Below are 18,026 nucleotides of genomic sequence, written 5' to 3' on the forward strand. Positions count from 1 at the left end.
ACTAAAAGGTCTGAGAGTTCATTTTTTGACCTCGGGGGGCCCGGGAATATTTCTTTTCTTCCACCAAACAAACCCTACCGCGAGCATGCCGCACCATGCGAGGATATTGGTCACGAGACTGATCGTCCTTCCGAGAAAGTACTGATCAGGATGGAAGATAAATTCCACATGGTGTTTTCCTTTTGGAACGACGATCGAGCGAAATGCATAATCCGTTTTGTAGATTTCGGTCTGTGCGCCGTCAATGAACGCCCTCCACCCTTTAGGATAATAGATCTCGCTGACAAAGAGGAGGTTCTTCCCCGATGCTTGGACGTTGAATGAGATGCTGTGGATGCTAAAGCTGTCCACGGCGACCTTTGCCGACGTATCGGGGGGCTCGATGGAAATCCCCGGGTTCTTCTCGAAGAACGCAACATGGTGAGGGTCGAACGACATATCGCGCATACGATAAAGAATACCGAGTCCAGAGTCGACCGCGATCGAGTCGACGAACCACGCCCGCTGGCTTCCCGGAGGATAGGCGAGAACTTTCTTCTGCTGCCCCTGGAAAATAACCGGAAGGCCGGGAATATTCTCCTTCGGGTCTGCAATAATGTACTTGGTGTTCATCAATTCCCACACGGTCGGATTCCCGATCGTTGCGACATCGACGATATCCTGGTAGATGCGGATCTTGGCCCCGTGATACCCGCCGATGCTCTGCAGTTTATAGTACGCAAGTGTGTTGGACGGCTGCTCAAGATTTTCAGTGTTCAATACGCGATACAGCGATTTATCCTGTTGTATTGCGCGTACATAATCGGGCGTGGAGAACTCGGCCGTTTGGGTCGTCGCATCGTGAAGCTGCATCGGTTTGCTGTCGATTCGCCATAGATCGAACACTGCCAGCACGATGACCGCAGTCCCGAACGCTGTCGATCGAATGAACCGCTTCCTGTAGGCGTAGGCGAGTCCGAATACGGCCAGGAGGAGGAAGGTTGCGATCAAATAATCGGACATCACGGAATCAAAAAGGAAATCGAAGATCATCGGGCGGACTTGCGCAAGGACGTTCTCCGATTGGCGGCCGATGAGTTCGTTCAGCAGTTTGGACAAGCCGTCGGTTCCGACGAAGCTCTGGTACAGATCCTCGAAGATCCCCCTTCCGACAAATCCGAGAATGAACAACACTCCCGCGCCGCCGATAATGTATTTGTATTTCTTTTCCTCCTCGGGCGTGAATTTTTCTTTCCCCTTGTCGATGATCGACTGCAGTCCGAATCCGGCAAAGATCGGAAGGATAAGCTGAAGAAGAATCAAGATCATCGAGGGGATGCGGAATTTGTTGAATTCCGGAAAGTAGTAGTACATCAGGTCGTAGACGGGAGAAAAATTCCGGCCAAACGAAACGAACAGTGAAAGGGCGGAAACGATGAGCATTGCCTGCACGAACCGGTCGCGGCGGTGGTAATAAACGCCGATGACGGCAAAAATCATGATGACGATCCCCATATACTGAGGGGCGTCGGTCCACGCCATCTGCCCCCAATATGTGTTGAGATGCTGCTCTTGATTTCCAGTCAGGGGTCCTTTGTATGGCTGCCCCCCGAAACCGTACAATGAGGGGATGAAAAATGTCAGGGTTTCGCCGGGACTGAACGACCAGTTTGTCGCGTAGTCGTAATCAAGTCCCCCTTCCGCCGTCTTTGATTGCGCAGGGCCGCGTGTTTGAAGGATCGGGTTTGTTCCGCGGATCGAATACGGATTGTATTCCAATGTCGAAAGATAGATGTCCGCCGACATTGCAAACGACAGCGCGGCCGCTGCCGCGAAGACGATCCCGCTTCGAAGAACGCTGAACCACTGTTCCTTTTTGATGATGCGCACGATGAGCAGATAAAGATAATAGATGGCGATCATCAGGTAGGTGTAGAAAAAGAACTGAATATGCGAGGCGAGCTGTTGGACATGGATGGCGATGATCAGAACAATGCCGTGCCACCACTTGAAGTCGTCGATCATTTCTTCGATGATCATCAGCACGATGGGGAGAAGGCAGATCGAGGCAACCTTCGTATTGTGTCCGACCATGATCAGGATGATGACATACGTCGAAAAGATCGTCGCGAGCGATGTAAAGAGGGCTGCCAGCGGCGATTTTTTCTTGTGGATCATGAAAAAATAGGTCGACACGCCGAAGATAAAATAGTAAAACAACACCGTGGTTCCCGCCTCGTTGCGGAGCACGAACGTGAAAACGTTATGCGCCCATTCCACGAACATCGACGTAAGGTCGTAGAGACGGCTCGGCGCGGCGAGAAGGCTCGCCAACGAAGGCATCCCGCAGAAAATGTACGGCACCCACAGCGGATAGACGCCGCTCTTCCTGGCATCCTCTAAGAACGGATTGAAACTCTGGGAGGAGAGGTTATCGCTTGCAAAAAATACTTTTCCCGAAAAAACCACATCGTGGAAAAAAACGACAAGCGCCAGCAGGATGACGCCAATCGAAGCGTAGTGTTGGAATTCCTTCGGAATAAGCGGCTGTGATTCCGCTCGGGGTTGATTCTTTTGCTTTGCCATGTGATGACGGAAGTTGGTGGAGTGATCTACGCAGCCGGTTGTCCAAGCGATTCGTCGAGCAGCCGGGCTAAGCGTCCGGTAATTTCTTTTCTCTCGTATTGTCCGATCGTCGTGAGGTCCGGAGAAAAACCGGGTCTATTATAGAGATAATCGCCGTAATATTCAAGAATGATCCGTTCGATCGCCGGAACATCGTCGTTACGCGCGGTGCGTCCTGCGTTCGTGCTGCGCAGCAGCTCAGACACCGCCCCATCATGGGCGATGCCGATGATCGGCCGGCGGGCTCCGATGTACTCAAACACCTTTCCCGGAACGATCTCTTCTCCCCCCGCGTATTCGTCGACGATCAGCAGGAGCGCATCCGACGTCATCAGATGTGCAATGCTCTCCGCATGGGGAAGATAGGGGAGAACTTCGACGCAGCCGTCAATGGAGGGGTGGTGGAACATTTCCAGCACCTCGGCGCCGAACCTGCCGATGAACTTCAGCCGGATCTTCGCCGGATCGATCTTTTTCCCGGCGATGAGGTTTGCCACGGCTTGTAAAAATGTTCTCGGATTGCGGACGCCGTACATCGATCCGGTGTAGGTGATTGTGAATGTTTCATTGGGCCGGTAAGGGGCCGGCGGAAAATCGGCGCCGTCAAATCCGTTCGGCAGATGAGCAACCTTGTCAACCGGAATGTCAGGATATTTTCTGTGCAGGTCGAGGAGAATGCCGCGCCATGCGACTTCGACGCGAGACGCCTCCTGAAAGCAGCTCCGTTCGAGGCGCTCGTCGATTTTTTTTGGAAGGGACCATCTGTCGGGGGTCGAAAGAAATCCTGTCCACGGATCGCGGAATCCGGCCACCCATGGAATCCCTGTGGCACGGTGGACGTTGCGTCCGATCACGGCACACGTGTACGGCGGAGACGAAGAATAGATGGCATCGATCCTTTCACTCCTGATGATTTTCTTCGCCGCTCCGACCGCGGTTAGCAGCCAGCCGACGCGGGCATCGGGAATAAAAAAGGTCGAGCGGACGAACTCTGCAATCGCTTCGGAAAGTTTCTTTTGCTCCCCCTTTTTCGGAATGTTGTTGACATCGACTGCCGTCCCCGGTTTTTTGCCAGTGATCCGGCGGTAGAGGCTGTACGGTTCGACAATTGAGGTTTTGAAAATCTTCAGCGAAGGCGGAATTTCTTTAAGGAGTGATTCGTCCCGAGCCGGATAATCTCCATCACGCACGGTCAGAACGATCGGTTCCCATCCGAATTGCGGGAGGTATTTTACGAATTTCAGCACACGTTGCACCCCCGGTCCCCCCGACGGTGGAAAATAGTAAGTTATGATAAGGACTTTTTTCACTCTTGATGAGCGGTCGTTCGGTATCCTCAAAACATAAACGGCTGTAATGCCCGTGCACCACAGCCGTCAAAAGCAATGCATTTCATGAAAAAAATACGAAGAATATGGCCGAAAGGCAACTTAACGGAAGTCCATTCAGTTCAATACCTTAGGCCGGCTTTTGATCGGGCAATTCTCGTCAAACGCAGGCTGATCTGCAGACCTTCTTTTTTCTCTTGACAAAAAGGTCTGTATAGCTTAATTTAAGACTAAATAGTCTGAAATTAGATGAGCCTCATTTTTAGCAAACAATGCGAATACGCCCTTCGAGCAGTTCTGTACATTGCTCTGAAACCGGAAGGGGAGATGACGTCGATCAAAGCGATGGCAAAGAAGCTCGGTATTCCCTACCATTTTTTGGGGAAGATCCTCCAGGACCTGTCGCGGAAAGGATTGCTCCGGTCGCTGAAAGGGCCGACGGGAGGATTTACACTCGGAATGCCGGCGAAAGATATCACCCTTTTTCATATCGTAGAAGCGATCGACGGCGTTCAATTTACATCGCAATGCGTCATGGGTTTTCCTGAATGCTCGGGAAGGAATCCGTGCGCGGTTCACGAGCATTGGGCGGGCCTCAGAGACGGCATCCATGAAATGCTGGTGAACAAACAGATCGCAGAGATGGCAAAAGATATGAAGAAGCCGATGTACGCGAAGATCAGGAATTGACATTGATGTAACCTGATGTAAGACTTTGTCATCTGCAATTATTGAAAATCACGATCGTGACGGAGGAAGTATGAGGGATGGGTCTGATTCGATTCTAACGGAGCAGGACGAACAGAGAACGTCGGCACCGAGAATTAAAAGGATTGCCCCGGAAATGCGGCGGCGCAGAATAGTATTTCCGAACGGAATTGTCTGGTATAAGAGAGTTCTTCGGAGGCTCAAAGACGATTCGCAATTTCTCCGCTCGTCGGTGCAGCTTGCATTTGCGCTGCTCTGCCTCTGGATCGGAATTGAATTTTATCTCTTCATGAAGTGGGGGTTGTCGGGGGGAAGCGAAACGTATGTTTCCAGGCCGTCGGGGGTCGAGGGTTTCCTGCCGATCAGCGCGCTGATCAGCCTTAAGTACTGGTTGGACACATCCATCGTGAATACAATCCATCCGTCCGCCCTCTTCATACTTCTGGCAATTGTCAGCGTCAGCATTGTCATGAAGAAATCATTCTGCAGCTGGCTCTGTCCCGTTGGCACGCTGAGCGAATCGCTCTGGCTTCTCGGCGAGAAGCTCTTCGGGAAGAATATTTCTCTGCCGCGATGGATCGACTATCCGCTGCGTTCACTGAAATACCTGCTTCTACTGTTTTTCCTTTGGGCGGTTTCGGGAATGGATGTTCCCGCGCTCAACTCCTTCATCAACAGCCCCTATAACCGGATGGCCGATGTGAAGATGTATTTGTTCTTTGCTCATCTCTCGACCTTTGCGCTATGGACAATGATCACGTTCATGGTCTTGTCCGTCGTCGTCAAGAATTTTTGGTGCAGGTTCCTCTGCCCGTATGGGGCGCTGCTCGGGATTCTAAGCTGGCTCAGTCCGCTGAAGATCACTCGCGAAGCCTCGTCCTGTGTCGACTGCGAATTGTGCACGAAGGTTTGCCCTTCCAATATTCTCGTCCACAAGGCGGGAAGGGTCTGGAGCGACGAATGCACGAGCTGCATGCGGTGTGTCGAAGTATGTCCCGTGAAGGAGACGCTTCTTCTGCGGACGAGTATCACGAAGAAAACCCCCGCTGCCTGGGTCTACGGAATTCTTGTCGCCGGGATCTTTGTTGCCGTGACCGGCCTCGCTATCCTGAGCGATCATTGGACAAACACAATTTCGTCGCAGGAATATTTGCACCGGTTTCAAGAGATCGAATCGCCGCTGTATCAACACTAAGCAAGAGGCATGATGAGTCCGGCAATAAACGCACCGCAGCCGCGATCCGAAGAATGGGTAAAGTTCTGCTATGCGCTGGCGGCCGATTATGACGCGATGGCCATCGTTGAGACGAGGTCTATTCATAGGATACCGTTTTTCAAGCGTGGCGCGCAGGCTCGCCGCAACAAGGAAATGGAGAAGCTAAAGGATAGGAGATGTTCCGCAGCAAAATTCCTACGCTGGTGATAACCAAAGAGCACGGCTCTTGGGCCGTGCTCCTGGTGCCGATGCTCGTCAGCATTTGCGTTGTGCGCCGATGGTCGGTCGATGTTTGTTTCGCCGTGTTGGCCGCGCTCGGCGTCTTTTTGAGCTATGTCCCCGCACAACTCTTGCTCCGGCACCATTCCGGCCACGCTCAGAAGGATGAAAAACTGCACCAGGCGAGATTCTGGATCGCAGTCTATATAATGACAACCGGAGTGTTCACCGCCCCGCTGCTGCTGAAAGGGGACGATCTTCTCCTCGCAATTGGGGCGGCGGGAACAATATTGTTTCTGGGCAATTTCTTTCTCGTGAAACAGTACTCGAGAACGATCGCAACGGATTTGATCGCAGTGGCGGGGCTTACGCTGAGCGGGCCGAGTGTCTATTATGTTCTGACAGGGACTATCGACAAAACAGCGCTTTCATTGTACGGGTTGAATTTGCTTTTCTTTGGCAGCAGCGTCTTTTACGTGCATATGAAGATTCATGCTTCGGCATCAAAAAGGCCGGAGATGACGTGGGGTGAGAAATTATCCCTGGGGAAGGCAAATCTCGCATATCATGCGTCGGTCATAGCGGTTGCGGCGGCTTTTGTTGTTCTGCACTTTACCCCCGCGGTCGCCTTGGCGGCGTTTCTTCCGATGCTTGTGCATGCTGTTTATGGAACTCTGAATCTTACGGCAAAAGTCAATTTTAAGAGGATCGGCCTGCTTCTCCTCGGACAATCAATCCTCTTCGCTCTTCTGGTGTCGTTTTCATTTCGGAAGTAAGCCGGGGCCCCCGCTTCTGCGCAGCGGCGCCAAATATTTTGGCACGCCGTTGTTACGTACTTAATACGTCCCATCCCCGTTTATTAATTCTCCGGTAAATAGTAGCGCCCAAAATCATTCCTGCGGCGAGGAGCGTGATGCCCAGCGGGACGCTGCCAAGAATGATTTTTCCCGTGCCAAAAAGAAACGCGTAGATCATGACGACACCGCTTATCCAGTTCAGGAAATTGAAAACGCCGTCGTGCTGCGGAACGATGTCCGCGGCTTCGGCGGCGATTGGTTTCCACAGTGTCGCGTTGGGACGGACGCGGCGGTAAAAGGCCAGCAGCGTTTCCCTTGGTTCCGGCTGAGTAAGCATGGTGACGGCAAGCCAGACGGCCGTCGTTGCCGTAACGGTGAGAAGAAGGAGGTAGGCAAATTCTTTCGGCTGGTCTTCGTTGAGATGAAAACCGAATTGAAGGATCATCGAGGAGACAAAGGCCGCCGCCATCGCCGAGATCTCGCTCCACGCATTGATGCGCCACCAGAACCACCGAAGGATATAGACCAGCCCCGTTCCCGCTCCGACCGCCATCAGAAACCTCCATGCGCCGCCGATCGAGTCCATATAGAATGTGACGACGGCTGAGAGGATCATCAACATCATCGTGATCCCCTGGGATACGGTGACGTAGTGTTTCTCGTTCTTATTCGGTTTCCAAAAACGGCGGTACACGTCGTTGACAAGGTAGCTCGCTCCCCAATTCAGCTGCGTGCCGATAGTGGACATGTACGCTGCGGCGAATGCGGCGAGCATCAGCCCCCGCAGGTATGCCGGCAGGTCGGAGATGAGAATGCGGATGTATCCCGATTCCGGGTCGGCCTGGAACGCCGCATCGTGCTGGTAGCGCACGACCGCGACAAGTCCGACAAGGATCCACGGCCACGGACGAATCGCATAATGAGCGATGTTGAACCAGAGCGTGGCCAGAAGAGAATGTTTCTCGTTTTTTGCTGAAAAGATTCTCTGCGCAACATATCCGCCCCCACCGGGTTCGGCGCCGGGATACCAGGATGCCCACCAGTTCACGGCAATGAATACGAAAAATGTGATCAGCGGCATCCATGCGGAGTTCAGGTCAGGAATGAACGACAGGATCGATCCTTGGGCACCGCGGGTCTGGTCGATCTTCTGAAGTTCCCCGACCATCGAATCCATTCCCCCCGTTGCATTGATCGCAAAGACGGCAAGCAAAATAACCATGCTCATCTTCAGCACAAATTGGAAAAGGTCTGTCCATAGAACGCCCCACAGCCCGGAGAGCGTGGAAATTGACGCCGTGATGAACATGATCGCGATCGCGATGACGAGGGCTTCGATTTTGGTAACGCCGAGGACCAGCATCATGATCTTGACGATGGCCAGGTTCACCCATCCGAGAATGATGAGGTTGATCGGAAGTCCGAGATACACCGCCCGGAACCACCGGAGAAAGGTGGCCGGCTTTCCCGAATAACGGATCTCGGCAAATTCAACGTCGGTCAGCACGCCCGAGCGCCGCCACAGCTTTGCAAAGAAGAAGACGGTGAGCATCCCGCTGAACGCCATGCTCCACCAGATCCAATTGCCCGCGATCCCGTTGCGGGCCACGAGCCCCGTGACGACGAGGGGGGTGTCCGCGGCGAAGGTTGTCGCCACCATGGACGTACCGGCCAGCCACCAGGTAACATTCCTTCCAGAAATAAAAAAGTCGCTGACGCTCTTGGTCGCGCGCTTGCGAAGGTATAAGGCAACGCCGAGGTTGGCAGCGAAATATAACGCGATAACGATGACATCGATGATGGTCAGCTGCATTGAAGGCTCCAGGGAATGAGAATCGTACGAGAAGGAAACCAGACTCCAAATGAGCAGTTCAAAAGAGGTCTGAACATACCGGCGGGTGAGATGCTGCTGGTCGTAACCGGAGAATATCCTGCATTAGTGAAACGGATATGGGCCAAAGAAGGAAAATCGTTCACTCTTTGATCGCTTTGGCCACGGTGTCGAAGATCGGGAAAACGCGGTCGAGCTGGGAAATTTTCAAAAGCGCCATGACCTTTTTCTGCACTCCGACGAGAATGACCTTCCCTCCGTGGCCCCGCATCTGACGGTCCGCGATCAGGAGAGCGCTGAGCCCGCTGCTGTCGCAGAATTCCACATCGGTGAGGTCCACGACGAGCGATTTGAGCGTCGGACGGCACAGAAGGATGAATTCTCCTTTCAGCTCCGGCGAGACCGAAACGTCGAGCTTCCGCTCCTTCAGTTTGATGATCGTCTGCTGTGTATTCTTGGTAATATCAAACTTCATTGAACCTCCGGCACTCCGTCAAAACATGGCCATCGTGCGTAACAACTGCTCAAAACTTCGCTGCGGACTCTTCTCGTGGGAGGTTTTGAGCTGAAAATTATAGAACTTATCGCCGTTTTCCTTTACGAAGCCGACTTTCAACGCGGCGTTGGCGCTGCGGCAAAGATACGCCGCATGCAGGACCATCGGAAGATTGAGGTCGAAGACCACGTCAAATTTTTGCCGGCTGAGCTTTTGTACCGCTTTCTTTTTAGGAAGATAGAAAAAACCGATGTTGTCCCTGGTCATCGGAAACACATCGCAGTGCGCCAAAGAACTCGAGAGGTCGCGGAACGAATCGTAGATCACAACAGTCAGCTTGTTGCCGCGGAACTTGTTCTGGAGCGACGTCAGGAGCGGGATCGCCAGCGCACGGTGCTCGCTGTTTTCGGGAACGATCACGAGAGCAGTACGGGCATCGGAATACAGTTTTGTGAACTCCGTCTGCGGGTAGCGGTGCTTGCGAAAATGGAACCGTGCGAGAGCTATCCCTATCCGCAGTCGTGAAGATTCCAGCATAGAAAATCTATCGCTCTTTCTCTGGCTAGGTAAAGTTGCAAAAGGTTTATGTGAAAAGCAAGCCGCCCGCGGCGGAGGATTCGGCGGTACGCCGCTGGTCGTCAGGCCGACGCGAGCATTTTTTGAAATTCTCTCTCATCGACGGTCTGTACGCCAAGCTCGACGGCTTTCTCGAGTTTGGAACCGGCGTCGGATCCGACGACGACGAAATTTGTTTTCGCGCTGACGCTCGACGTGACTTTTCCTCCGAGCGCCTCGATCTTTTCCTTCGCTTCGTCGCGGGCCATCGAGGTCAGGGTGCCGGTCAGGACGAATATTTTTCCCGCGAACGGCTGCGCCGATGATTTCTTCTTTTCGGATCTCATCGTCACGCCGGCGCGCTGCAGTTTGGCGATCAGTTCTCTCGTATGTTTCTCTTTGAAAAAGCGGACGACGCTCTCGGCAATGCGCGGACCGATCCCTTCGACGCGCTCAAGGTCCTCCAACGATGCGCCCTGAAGCCTCTCGATCGTACCGAATGAATCGGCGAGAAGCTTGGCGACTCCCGCGCCGACGAACCGGATGCCGAGGGCGAAGATCACTTTGTGGAACGGCTGTTTCTTGCTCTGCTCGATCGCGTCGATCAGGTTCTGGGCGCTCTTTTCTCCCATCCGTTCCAGGGGGACGATCCGGTCTTTCTTGAGCGTGTAGATGTCGGCAAGCGTGTGGATCAGCTTTTCGTTGACGAGCAGGTCGATGACCGCTTCTCCCAACCCCTCGATGTCCATCGCTCCCCGGTGAGCGAAGTGCTCGATGCGTCCCCGGACCTGGGCCGGACACTCCGAGTTTTCGCAGTAGTACGCCGCTTCCCCTTCCGGGCGGTAGATCTTCGAGCCGCACACGGGACACACATTCGGCATCGTGAACGGCCTCGAGCCCTTTTGGCGCTTGGCGGTATTCACCGCGCTCACTTTGGGGATCACGTCTCCCCCTTTTTCGACGACGACCGTGTCGCCGACACGCAGCCCCAGCTCGGCGATATAGTCTTCGTTGTGGAGGGTTGCGCGGCTCACTGTTGTTCCGCCGACGAACACCGGCTCCAGCTCCGCGACCGGCGTGATCGTTCCCACCCGCCCCACTTGCAGCGTGATCCCGTTGAGCCTCGTTTCCATCTTTTGAGCGGGAAATTTATAAGCGATCGCCCAGCGGGGACTTTTTGCGACGGCTCCGAGGTCCTCCTGCTGGCGGAGCGAATCGACCTTCACCACGACGCCGTCGATGTCGTACGGCAGGCTTTCGCGGCGGTCCTTCCATTCGTCGCAGAAATTCTTAACGTCCCGGATCGTTTTGCAGACGCGGATATGCTCGTTGACGACAAACCCCATCTGCTTGAGAAGTTCAAGATTCTCGTAATGGGATTTCAGCTGGACATCGTCCGACCGGAGAAAATACGAGAACATATTCAACCGCCGCGCCGCCACGATTTTCGGGTCCTGCATTTTCAGCGTTCCGGAAGTGGAATTGCGCGCGTTGACAAAAACTTTTTCCCCTGCCAGCTCCCGTTCTGCGTTCATCTTCTCGAAATCTTTTTTCTTCATATAGATTTCGCCGCGCACCTCGAAAGTACGGAGTTTGTTTGACACCGGATGAACGCGAAGCGGAATAGAACGTATCGTCCTGAGGTTGTTGGTGATCTCGTCCCCCTGGACGCCGTCTCCGCGCGTTGCTCCCTGAACAAGGATCCCGTTTTCATACTTCAAACTGATGGCAATGCCGTCGATCTTCAGCTCGGCAATATAACGGTACGTCTCCTGGTTCAGCAGTGAGCCGACCCTTCGGTCGAAATCGATCAGTTCTTCTTCCGAATAGGTATTGGCGAGGCTGAGCATCGGAACGCTGTGCGTGACCGTTGGAAATTCTTTTGTCGGTTGTCCGCCGACACGCTGGGTGGGGGAATCGGGAGCCCGCAGCGCAGGAAACTGTTCCTCGAGGCCGGCAAGCTCGCGCATCAGCTGGTCGTACTTTTCGTCCGAAATGGTCGGCTGCGACAGCACGTAATACTTGTAATCGTGCTCGCGGATCTTTTCGGCAAGCTCCTGAATGCGTCGCTTTGCCTCGGAAGCCTGAGGAGTGGATTTCCCCGCTTTCATATCAATGCTTCGTTTTCAAGTATTCGGGGGTGAGGATGATGTTCCGGACCACAACGCCCCGCTTTCCAAACCGGCCGATGTCGGTTCCGTTCAGCATAAAGCGGATTCCGCCGGCATTGCCGAGGGAGAGCCTGAATTGTTTTGCCGCACTCCATGTTCTCGACGCTTCGGGGGGGAGTATAAAATTTTGCGAAGGGGCATTGTCTTTGGCGAGGCTGATCCACACTGAATCGACGGTCACGGCCCTCAGGATCAGCGAGTCTCTCTTCGGCGAGGCCTGGATCACCGCGAACGTATCGAGCGCCGCTTTCTGTGGAAGGATTTGCTTCTCCTGTTCCTTGACGACTTCCTGGAACGGGGTCTCCTGCGCGATCGGCATTTTCGTCTCCTGCGTCGCATAGTCGTACATGAAATACACGAGCACCGCGGCAATGACGACTACGCCGATGACGACCGCGACCGTTCTGTTGTCGTTCTGCCTCAAGAATTCCGGTTTGCTCCCCGGCCGGGCAGGTGCAGGGGCGTTCTGTTCCGGCAGGGAAGGGAGCGGGGTGCCGCTCCATCCCGAGCCGATCATGGCGCCGTTCTCGACGGAATATTTTCCGCTGACCATCACATCGAATTTTTTCAGGACGGCTTTCGGCGCCAATCCGATCACGATCGCATATTCACGGATGAACGCGCGGACGTATGTCTGGGGAAGAATATCGAACGAACCTTGTTCTATGGCTTCGAGATATTTGACGTTGATATGCGTCTTTTTTGAGATGTCCGCGAGAGAGATGTCTTTAGCGACGCGCTCTTTTCGCAGCTCCTCGGAGAAAGTATTCATCAGTCACTATGATAATGGACAAAAAAGGTCAGCGAACGTAACATACGGATTGAAGGAATATTTTTCAAGAAAAGAATTGCGGCTGCTACGATCGGTGGTTCCCGTCCAGCACTTCGCGAATTTTTTTGGAAAGGTCCTCGATCTGGTACGGCTTCTGGAGAAAGCCGTCGACCTTTTTCGCGAATGAATCTTCCCCCAGGACGGAATCGGAATATCCGCTCGAAATGATCACTTTGGCCCGGGATCTTGACCGGCGGATCTTCTGGAACACCTCTTTTCCTCCCATCGACGGCATCGTCATGTCGAGGAGCACGAGGTCGATGTTTTTCTTCTTGGAAAGGACCTCCAGGGCTTCTTTACCGCCGGCGGTCGATTCCACCGTATACCCGAGGTCGGAGAGCATCGCGCTGATCGTCGTTCGCACGATCTCTTCGTCATCAACGACAAGGATTGTCTCTTTGCCGCCGATGATTTTTTTGTCGGAGCGGACGGTCCTCGATTTGAACGTCTCGGGGAGTTTGGGGAAGAGGATGGAGAACGTCGTTCCCTTGTTCGGCTCGCTTTGGACGGAGATGTATCCGCCGTGGCTGTTCACGACGCCGTAGACCACGGACAACCCGAGGCCGGTCCCTTTTCCCTGTTCTTTGGTCGTGAAGAACGGCTCGAACATCCGCTGCTGCACTTCCTTGCTCATACCGATGCCGCTGTCGACCACTTTCACGGCAATGTAGCTTCCGCTGCGGGTTTCGCCGGAAAGGGTGCTTCGGTCCTGTTCCGTGTATTGCACGGGGGATGTTTCGATCGTCAGCGTCCCGCCGTTCGGCATAGCGTCGCGGGCATTGATGAAAATATTCAGCATCGCCTGCTGGATTTGGCCCTCGTCGCCGTTGACGATCGCCACTTCCGGAGTGAAATTCGTCACGATGGAAATGTTCGGGTTGACGCTTCGCTCGAAGAGATGGATCGTTTCGACGAGGATCCCATGAATGTCAACGGGATGGACCTCGACGCTTCCGCGGCGCGCAAAGGTGAGCAGCTGCCGAGTGAGCGACGCACCCCGTTTCGCCGCCGTCTCGATGATGTCCACGAAAGGGAACCACTTGTCGTTTTCGTTCATCCGCCGGCGCATGATCGACGACGAGCCGAGGATCGATGCGAGGATGTTGTTGAAATCGTGCGCGACGCCCCCGGCAAGGTTGCCGATGCTGTCGATCTTCTGCGCCTGCATGATCTTCTGCTCGAGTTTCTTCTTTTCGGTGATGTCGCGGACAACGCAGCGCATGAGCACCGGAACATGTTTGTCGTCGTAGACAAGCGATGTGTTGACGCTGACGTCGATGATGCCCCCGTCCTGTTTCATCATCTGCTCTTCGATTCCGCGGAATTCATGGCCGTTTTCGAACGCTTTCAGCAGCGTTTCGAGCACGTTGAGGCGGTATTCCGGAGGATACAGCTGGGTCAACGGGCGGCCGATGATGTCGCTTTTCATATATCCCAGGGTCTGGACCTCGGTCTGGTTGCAGCTGATGACGATCCCTTCGCTGTTCACGAGGTGGTACATATCCGGCGAGTGTTCGAACAGGTCGGCGTACTGCTGTTCCGACTTCCGCAGCCGGTCGAAAAGATGGGCGTTGTTCAGCGCAACGTTGATGTGGTTGCCGAATGCCGCGATCAAATCGACCTGTCGTTCGGAGAAAAATCCTTTCACCGTGGTGGCGAGAAGCAGCACCCCGGCAAACTGGTCCGCGGAGCGGAGCGGGACCGACACCCACGAGGAGATCCCCGCCCGCAGAATATTTTCGTCGGCGAAGGATGAGCCGGCAAGCGAATCCTCCTTTTGAGTATGAATTTTCTGTATCCACGGGACGTGTTCGATGTTGTCAAGCGCCTGCTTGTTGAAGAAGCTGAACGCCGTGCCGCGTGAATTCCGGAGTTCCAGCTTTTTGTCGTCAACGATGTACAGCCAGCCGTATTCGGTCTTCGCGAGTTCGACGACTATCTGGAGCACGTTGCTGAGAAGATAATCGAGGTCGATCGATTGGTTGACCGATTCGGCGACACGATTGAGCGCTTCAAGTTCCCTCTTCTGCGCTTCGAGCTGGCGGCCGTATTTCAGCGAGAAATACACGCTGGCGAAGCCGATGATGCCGACGGTAATGATGGAGATGAAGTCGAACGGGGTAAGCTCGAGGTTCAGGACGATGTTCGCGCTGATGATCGTCACCATGATCACGACGACCGCGGTCGAAGCAACGATCTGCGCCTGCTCCACGAGGCCTAAGTTCTGGAAAAATGCCCGGAGCTTTAGAAAGAAATTTCTCATTTGTGAAACGATCGGCCTGTAGAAGGGTCTCAGGTTTTTGATGTCTGTCTTACCCGCTTGATTTCCCGCGAACGCTTTAGTTTCCCCTCGATGGTCGCCATGAGCAGTTCTGCATCGAATGGCTTCGTGAGGTAATCGTCGACCCCCATTTGTTTTCCCGCCCGGACGACGATATCCTGGTCGAGTCCGCTCATAAAAATAAAAGGCACGTCGACAAATCGTTCGATCGCGCGGAATTTTTCGTAGAAGGTAAAGCCGTTCATCTTGGGCTTGACGAAGTCAATGTCGCAAACGACGATGTCCGGCGTGATGTTGTCGAGGGCGGTCAATCCCTCTTCGCCGGAATTCACGGCAAAGCACGTGTACCCCGCTTCGGTCAATACGTCCTTAATGACGCTGAGGAAGGAGTTGTCGTCGTCGAGAAGCAGGATGGTCCCCTTCGCTTTCAGCGATTGCAGGAACTGGTTGATCTTTTCTTCGACGCTCAGGTGTTCCTGGTCCGTGATCTTAAATCGCCTGCGGATATCGACGAACGAGGTCACCCCCATTTTCCACGCTTCTCTGATGGCGCCGAGGTACGCCTCGATCCGGACCTGCCGTTCGATGTCTTCATGGTCCTTCTCGGTAATCTCGAACGTGTCTTTCATGGAATCGATCTGGGCCTGTTCGTCGGCGCTTACGTTGCCATCCGACCATATTTCTGTAAGCAAGGTGCGGTACGCTTCGAGCGCCGCGGGGGAATGTGGGATGTGAAGTCCGGCGGTTTTTGGAAGCGATGTTTTCGGCCGTGGAACCGGTGCGGGTTTCACCGGGAGGTCGAGAGGGATCGGTTCTTCCGCTTTCTTTTTTTCGGCGGGGGGCGCCGTTTTCACGGATGCCGGGTCCTTTTTTATCGTTGCTGCAAGATCCTTCGCCTCGGCATCCTTTAACGCAAGGATCCGTTCCTTGTATGCGCGCGCGTAGACGTTCCGCTGCTCGATCTCAAAGACGCGCTCGATGAAGCCCAAGGCTGCATCGAGGTTGTTGTCCTTGATCGACCTGTCTGCGGATTTCAGGAGTTCGCTGATCGCGCGTCGATTGTTATCCGATTCTGCTGCCATGAGAGATATTGTAAAGCTGCTTCAATGCTTTCCGTGGTCCGCCCCAAAGAATGGTGCGGGCGGAGGTGGCCGATTCGGGGAGTCCTTATGAGACCCCCTTTACGTATGATTCTTTCGCCTCGGCGGTCAGCACTTCATTCATGCTGCCCGTTCTGTACCCTTGAAGGTCAAGGGTGACGTAGGTAAACCCCATCTCTTTCAGTTTTGCGACAAGAAACTGCCGCAGCGGATCATCCAGCAGACGTTGGATCTCTTCGGGTCCGACTTCGATACGCGCCGTTTTCTCGTCGTGATGGCGGACGCGAAAATATTTGAAGCCGGCATTTCTCAGGAGGGTCTCCGCGCGGTCCACCTTCGTCAAGTTCTCTTTGGTGATGCCGAAACCGTAGGGGAAACGGGATGACAAGCAGGCGAACGACGGTTTGTCCCACGTCGGCAGCTTCAAATGTTTTGAAATTTCCCGCACGTCATTTTTCGACAATCCGGCTTCGAGTAAAGGAGAGCGGACCTCGTTCTCTTTTTTTGCTCTCATCCCCGGACGGAAATCCCCCGCGTCGTCGGTGATGCTGCCGTCGGCGATCCATGCGATGTTCTCTTTCCTGGCGATGTCGGTCAGTTTGCCGAAGAGCTCTGTTTTGCAAAAATAGCAGCGGTCCGGCGGATTCTCCTGAAACTTCAGCACGTCGGTCTCTTCGGTTCCAACCTCGATGTACCGCGCGCCTAAACTTTTGGCGAGAGAAGCCGCTTCCTCGTATTCTGCCGTCGGGTATGTCGCCGATTTTCCGATCACGGCGATCGCATTGCTTCCCAGTACGTCGGTCGCCACTTTCAGCAGGAGCGTGCTGTCGACGCCCCCCGAGTATCCTATCACGACCGAACCCAACTCGGCTACGATCGAACGGAGGCGGTTATACTTTATTTGTGTTTGCTCCGAAAGCGTTTCCAATTTTTTTCTCAATGAATAATCGGTGAATCAAAACGGCTCAGCCGGCTTTTAGTGCATTCAAGACCGCTTGACGGGCCGTTTCAGCGGGAAAAACTTTGCCCGTCCATAACTCAAAGGCTTTTCTCCCTTGTTGAACAAACATCTCCACGCCGTTGACCGTTACCGCCCCCTCCTCTTTTGCCTTGCGCAAAAAGGCCGTTTCTAGAGGTGTATATATAATATCGAAAATTATTTGCTTATTTGAAAATCGAATTGCCGGCGAGATTGGAAGGGCTTCTATATTGGGCGTCATTCCCGCAGGAGTGGTATTGACCACCAGCGCCGATTCGCCAATAACGCCCGAGAGGTGTTGACGCTCATGGACGACATCGAACATGATCTTCGGGAAGGTTTTCGCGAATTCGCCGGCAATTTTTTCCGCTCCTGCCGCCGTTCGATTATAAAGCCGAATGGAAGCGGGGGAGAAGCTTCTCGCAATGGCATAGGCCGCAGCCCGCGCTCCTCCTCCGGCTCCGAGCAGCACAACCGAAGCGTTCTGAATACGCCCTTTAAAGTGTGCAAGAGTCCGCTCGATCCCGTCAACGTCGGTGTTGTAGCCGACAAACTTTCCATTGTCATTGACAATGGTGTTCACCGCCCCCATGGCCTTTGCATCTCCGGTGATCTCATCAAGAAGAGGAATGACGTGCTGTTTGTGGGGAATGGTGACATTAAACCCTGCAAAACCGTTCTTCCGGATGGAGGTGAAGAGGGGGGGAAGAAATTCATCCACAACGTCAAAAACGCCATACGTAAAGGGGAGCCCGAGTTCGTTGAACGCAGCCGTGTGCATGGCCGGTGAAAGAGTGTGCCCGATCGGGTGGCCGATAATGCCGACGCGCTGTTGCCGTTCTGATTTCATGCTCGATGTTCCGCAAATTAAAAAACCTAATCTCGCCGTTCCGGGATTAGGTTTCGGAT

The 18,026-nt window shown here is 53.9% G+C and carries 15 protein-coding genes; 4 read left to right on the forward strand and 11 right to left on the reverse strand.

Annotation, left to right across the window (positions count from 1 at the left end):
• Window positions 1-18 precede the first annotated feature (18 nt).
• Both VMF88_14065 and VMF88_14070 read right to left on the reverse strand, forming a co-directional pair.
• Window positions 19-2,565: a YfhO family protein gene (locus VMF88_14065; GenBank protein HTY12182.1), complete on the reverse strand. Its 2,547-nt coding sequence runs from the start codon at window positions 2,563-2,565 to the stop codon at window positions 19-21.
• Window positions 2,566-2,591: 26 nt separating this feature from the next.
• On the reverse strand, window positions 2,592-3,914 hold the full coding sequence (locus tag VMF88_14070; GenBank protein ID HTY12183.1) for a glycosyltransferase: 1,323 nt from the start codon (window positions 3,912-3,914) through the stop codon (window positions 2,592-2,594).
• 267 nt (window positions 3,915-4,181) lie between these two features.
• Here VMF88_14070 and VMF88_14075 point away from each other — a divergent pair, with 267 nt between their 5' ends.
• The 3 genes from VMF88_14075 (at window position 4,182) to VMF88_14085 (ending at window position 6,851) form a co-directional block, all read left to right on the forward strand.
• Window positions 4,182-4,622, forward strand: a complete 441-nt coding sequence (locus VMF88_14075) for an Rrf2 family transcriptional regulator (protein HTY12184.1) — start codon at window positions 4,182-4,184, stop codon at window positions 4,620-4,622.
• A 70-nt stretch (window positions 4,623-4,692) separates the two neighbouring features.
• The gene (locus tag VMF88_14080; GenBank protein HTY12185.1) at window positions 4,693-5,835 is read left to right on the forward strand and encodes a 4Fe-4S binding protein; all 1,143 of its coding nucleotides are present in this window, start codon (window positions 4,693-4,695) and stop codon (window positions 5,833-5,835) included.
• A 197-nt stretch (window positions 5,836-6,032) separates the two neighbouring features.
• Window positions 6,033-6,851 (forward strand): YwiC-like family protein, encoded by an 819-nt coding sequence (locus tag VMF88_14085; GenBank protein ID HTY12186.1) that lies wholly within the window; start codon window positions 6,033-6,035, stop codon window positions 6,849-6,851.
• Window positions 6,852-6,903: 52 nt separating this feature from the next.
• Here VMF88_14085 and VMF88_14090 read toward each other — a convergent pair whose 3' ends face one another.
• Window positions 6,904-8,685 carry a sodium:solute symporter family protein gene (locus VMF88_14090; GenBank protein HTY12187.1) on the reverse strand — a complete coding sequence of 594 codons (1,782 nt, stop codon included), beginning with the start codon at window positions 8,683-8,685 and terminating at the stop codon, window positions 6,904-6,906.
• A gap of 15 nt (window positions 8,686-8,700) precedes the next feature.
• Here VMF88_14090 and VMF88_14095 point away from each other — a divergent pair, with 15 nt between their 5' ends.
• Entirely contained in the window at window positions 8,701-8,856 is a 156-nt protein-coding gene (locus VMF88_14095) for a hypothetical protein (GenBank protein HTY12188.1), read from the forward strand.
• Here VMF88_14095 and VMF88_14100 read toward each other — a convergent pair.
• The 8 genes from VMF88_14100 to aroE form a co-directional block, all read right to left on the reverse strand.
• Window positions 8,846-9,178 carry an STAS domain-containing protein gene (locus VMF88_14100; protein ID HTY12189.1) on the reverse strand — a complete coding sequence of 111 codons (333 nt, stop codon included), beginning with the start codon at window positions 9,176-9,178 and terminating at the stop codon, window positions 8,846-8,848. The two genes, VMF88_14095 and VMF88_14100, sit on opposite strands and share 11 nt — an antisense overlap.
• 18 nt (window positions 9,179-9,196) lie before the next feature.
• Window positions 9,197-9,736, reverse strand: a complete 540-nt coding sequence (locus VMF88_14105; GenBank protein ID HTY12190.1) for a hypothetical protein — start codon at window positions 9,734-9,736, stop codon at window positions 9,197-9,199.
• A gap of 101 nt (window positions 9,737-9,837) precedes the next feature.
• Window positions 9,838-11,865, reverse strand: a complete 2,028-nt coding sequence (gene ligA, locus VMF88_14110) for an NAD-dependent DNA ligase LigA (protein HTY12191.1) — start codon at window positions 11,863-11,865, stop codon at window positions 9,838-9,840.
• Window position 11,866: 1 nt separating this feature from the next.
• Window positions 11,867-12,697: a helix-turn-helix domain-containing protein gene (locus VMF88_14115; protein ID HTY12192.1), complete on the reverse strand. Its 831-nt coding sequence runs from the start codon at window positions 12,695-12,697 to the stop codon at window positions 11,867-11,869.
• Between the two features lie 85 nt (window positions 12,698-12,782).
• The gene (locus VMF88_14120) at window positions 12,783-15,020 is read right to left on the reverse strand and encodes a response regulator (protein ID HTY12193.1); all 2,238 of its coding nucleotides are present in this window, start codon (window positions 15,018-15,020) and stop codon (window positions 12,783-12,785) included.
• A 29-nt stretch (window positions 15,021-15,049) separates the two neighbouring features.
• Window positions 15,050-16,120 carry a response regulator gene (locus VMF88_14125; GenBank protein HTY12194.1) on the reverse strand — a complete coding sequence of 357 codons (1,071 nt, stop codon included), beginning with the start codon at window positions 16,118-16,120 and terminating at the stop codon, window positions 15,050-15,052.
• 85 nt (window positions 16,121-16,205) lie between these two features.
• The gene (gene larE, locus VMF88_14130; protein ID HTY12195.1) at window positions 16,206-17,078 is read right to left on the reverse strand and encodes an ATP-dependent sacrificial sulfur transferase LarE; all 873 of its coding nucleotides are present in this window, start codon (window positions 17,076-17,078) and stop codon (window positions 16,206-16,208) included.
• Window positions 17,079-17,103: 25 nt separating this feature from the next.
• Complete coding sequence (aroE, locus tag VMF88_14135; protein ID HTY12196.1) at window positions 17,104-17,967, reverse strand: shikimate dehydrogenase; 864 nt, start codon at window positions 17,965-17,967, stop codon at window positions 17,104-17,106.
• Window positions 17,968-18,026: the final 59 nt, after the last annotated feature.

This window comes from Bacteroidota bacterium (genome assembly GCA_035506275.1).
In the GTDB taxonomy this organism is placed as follows: Bacteria; Bacteroidota; Ignavibacteria; order UBA10030; family UBA8401; genus JAGVPT01.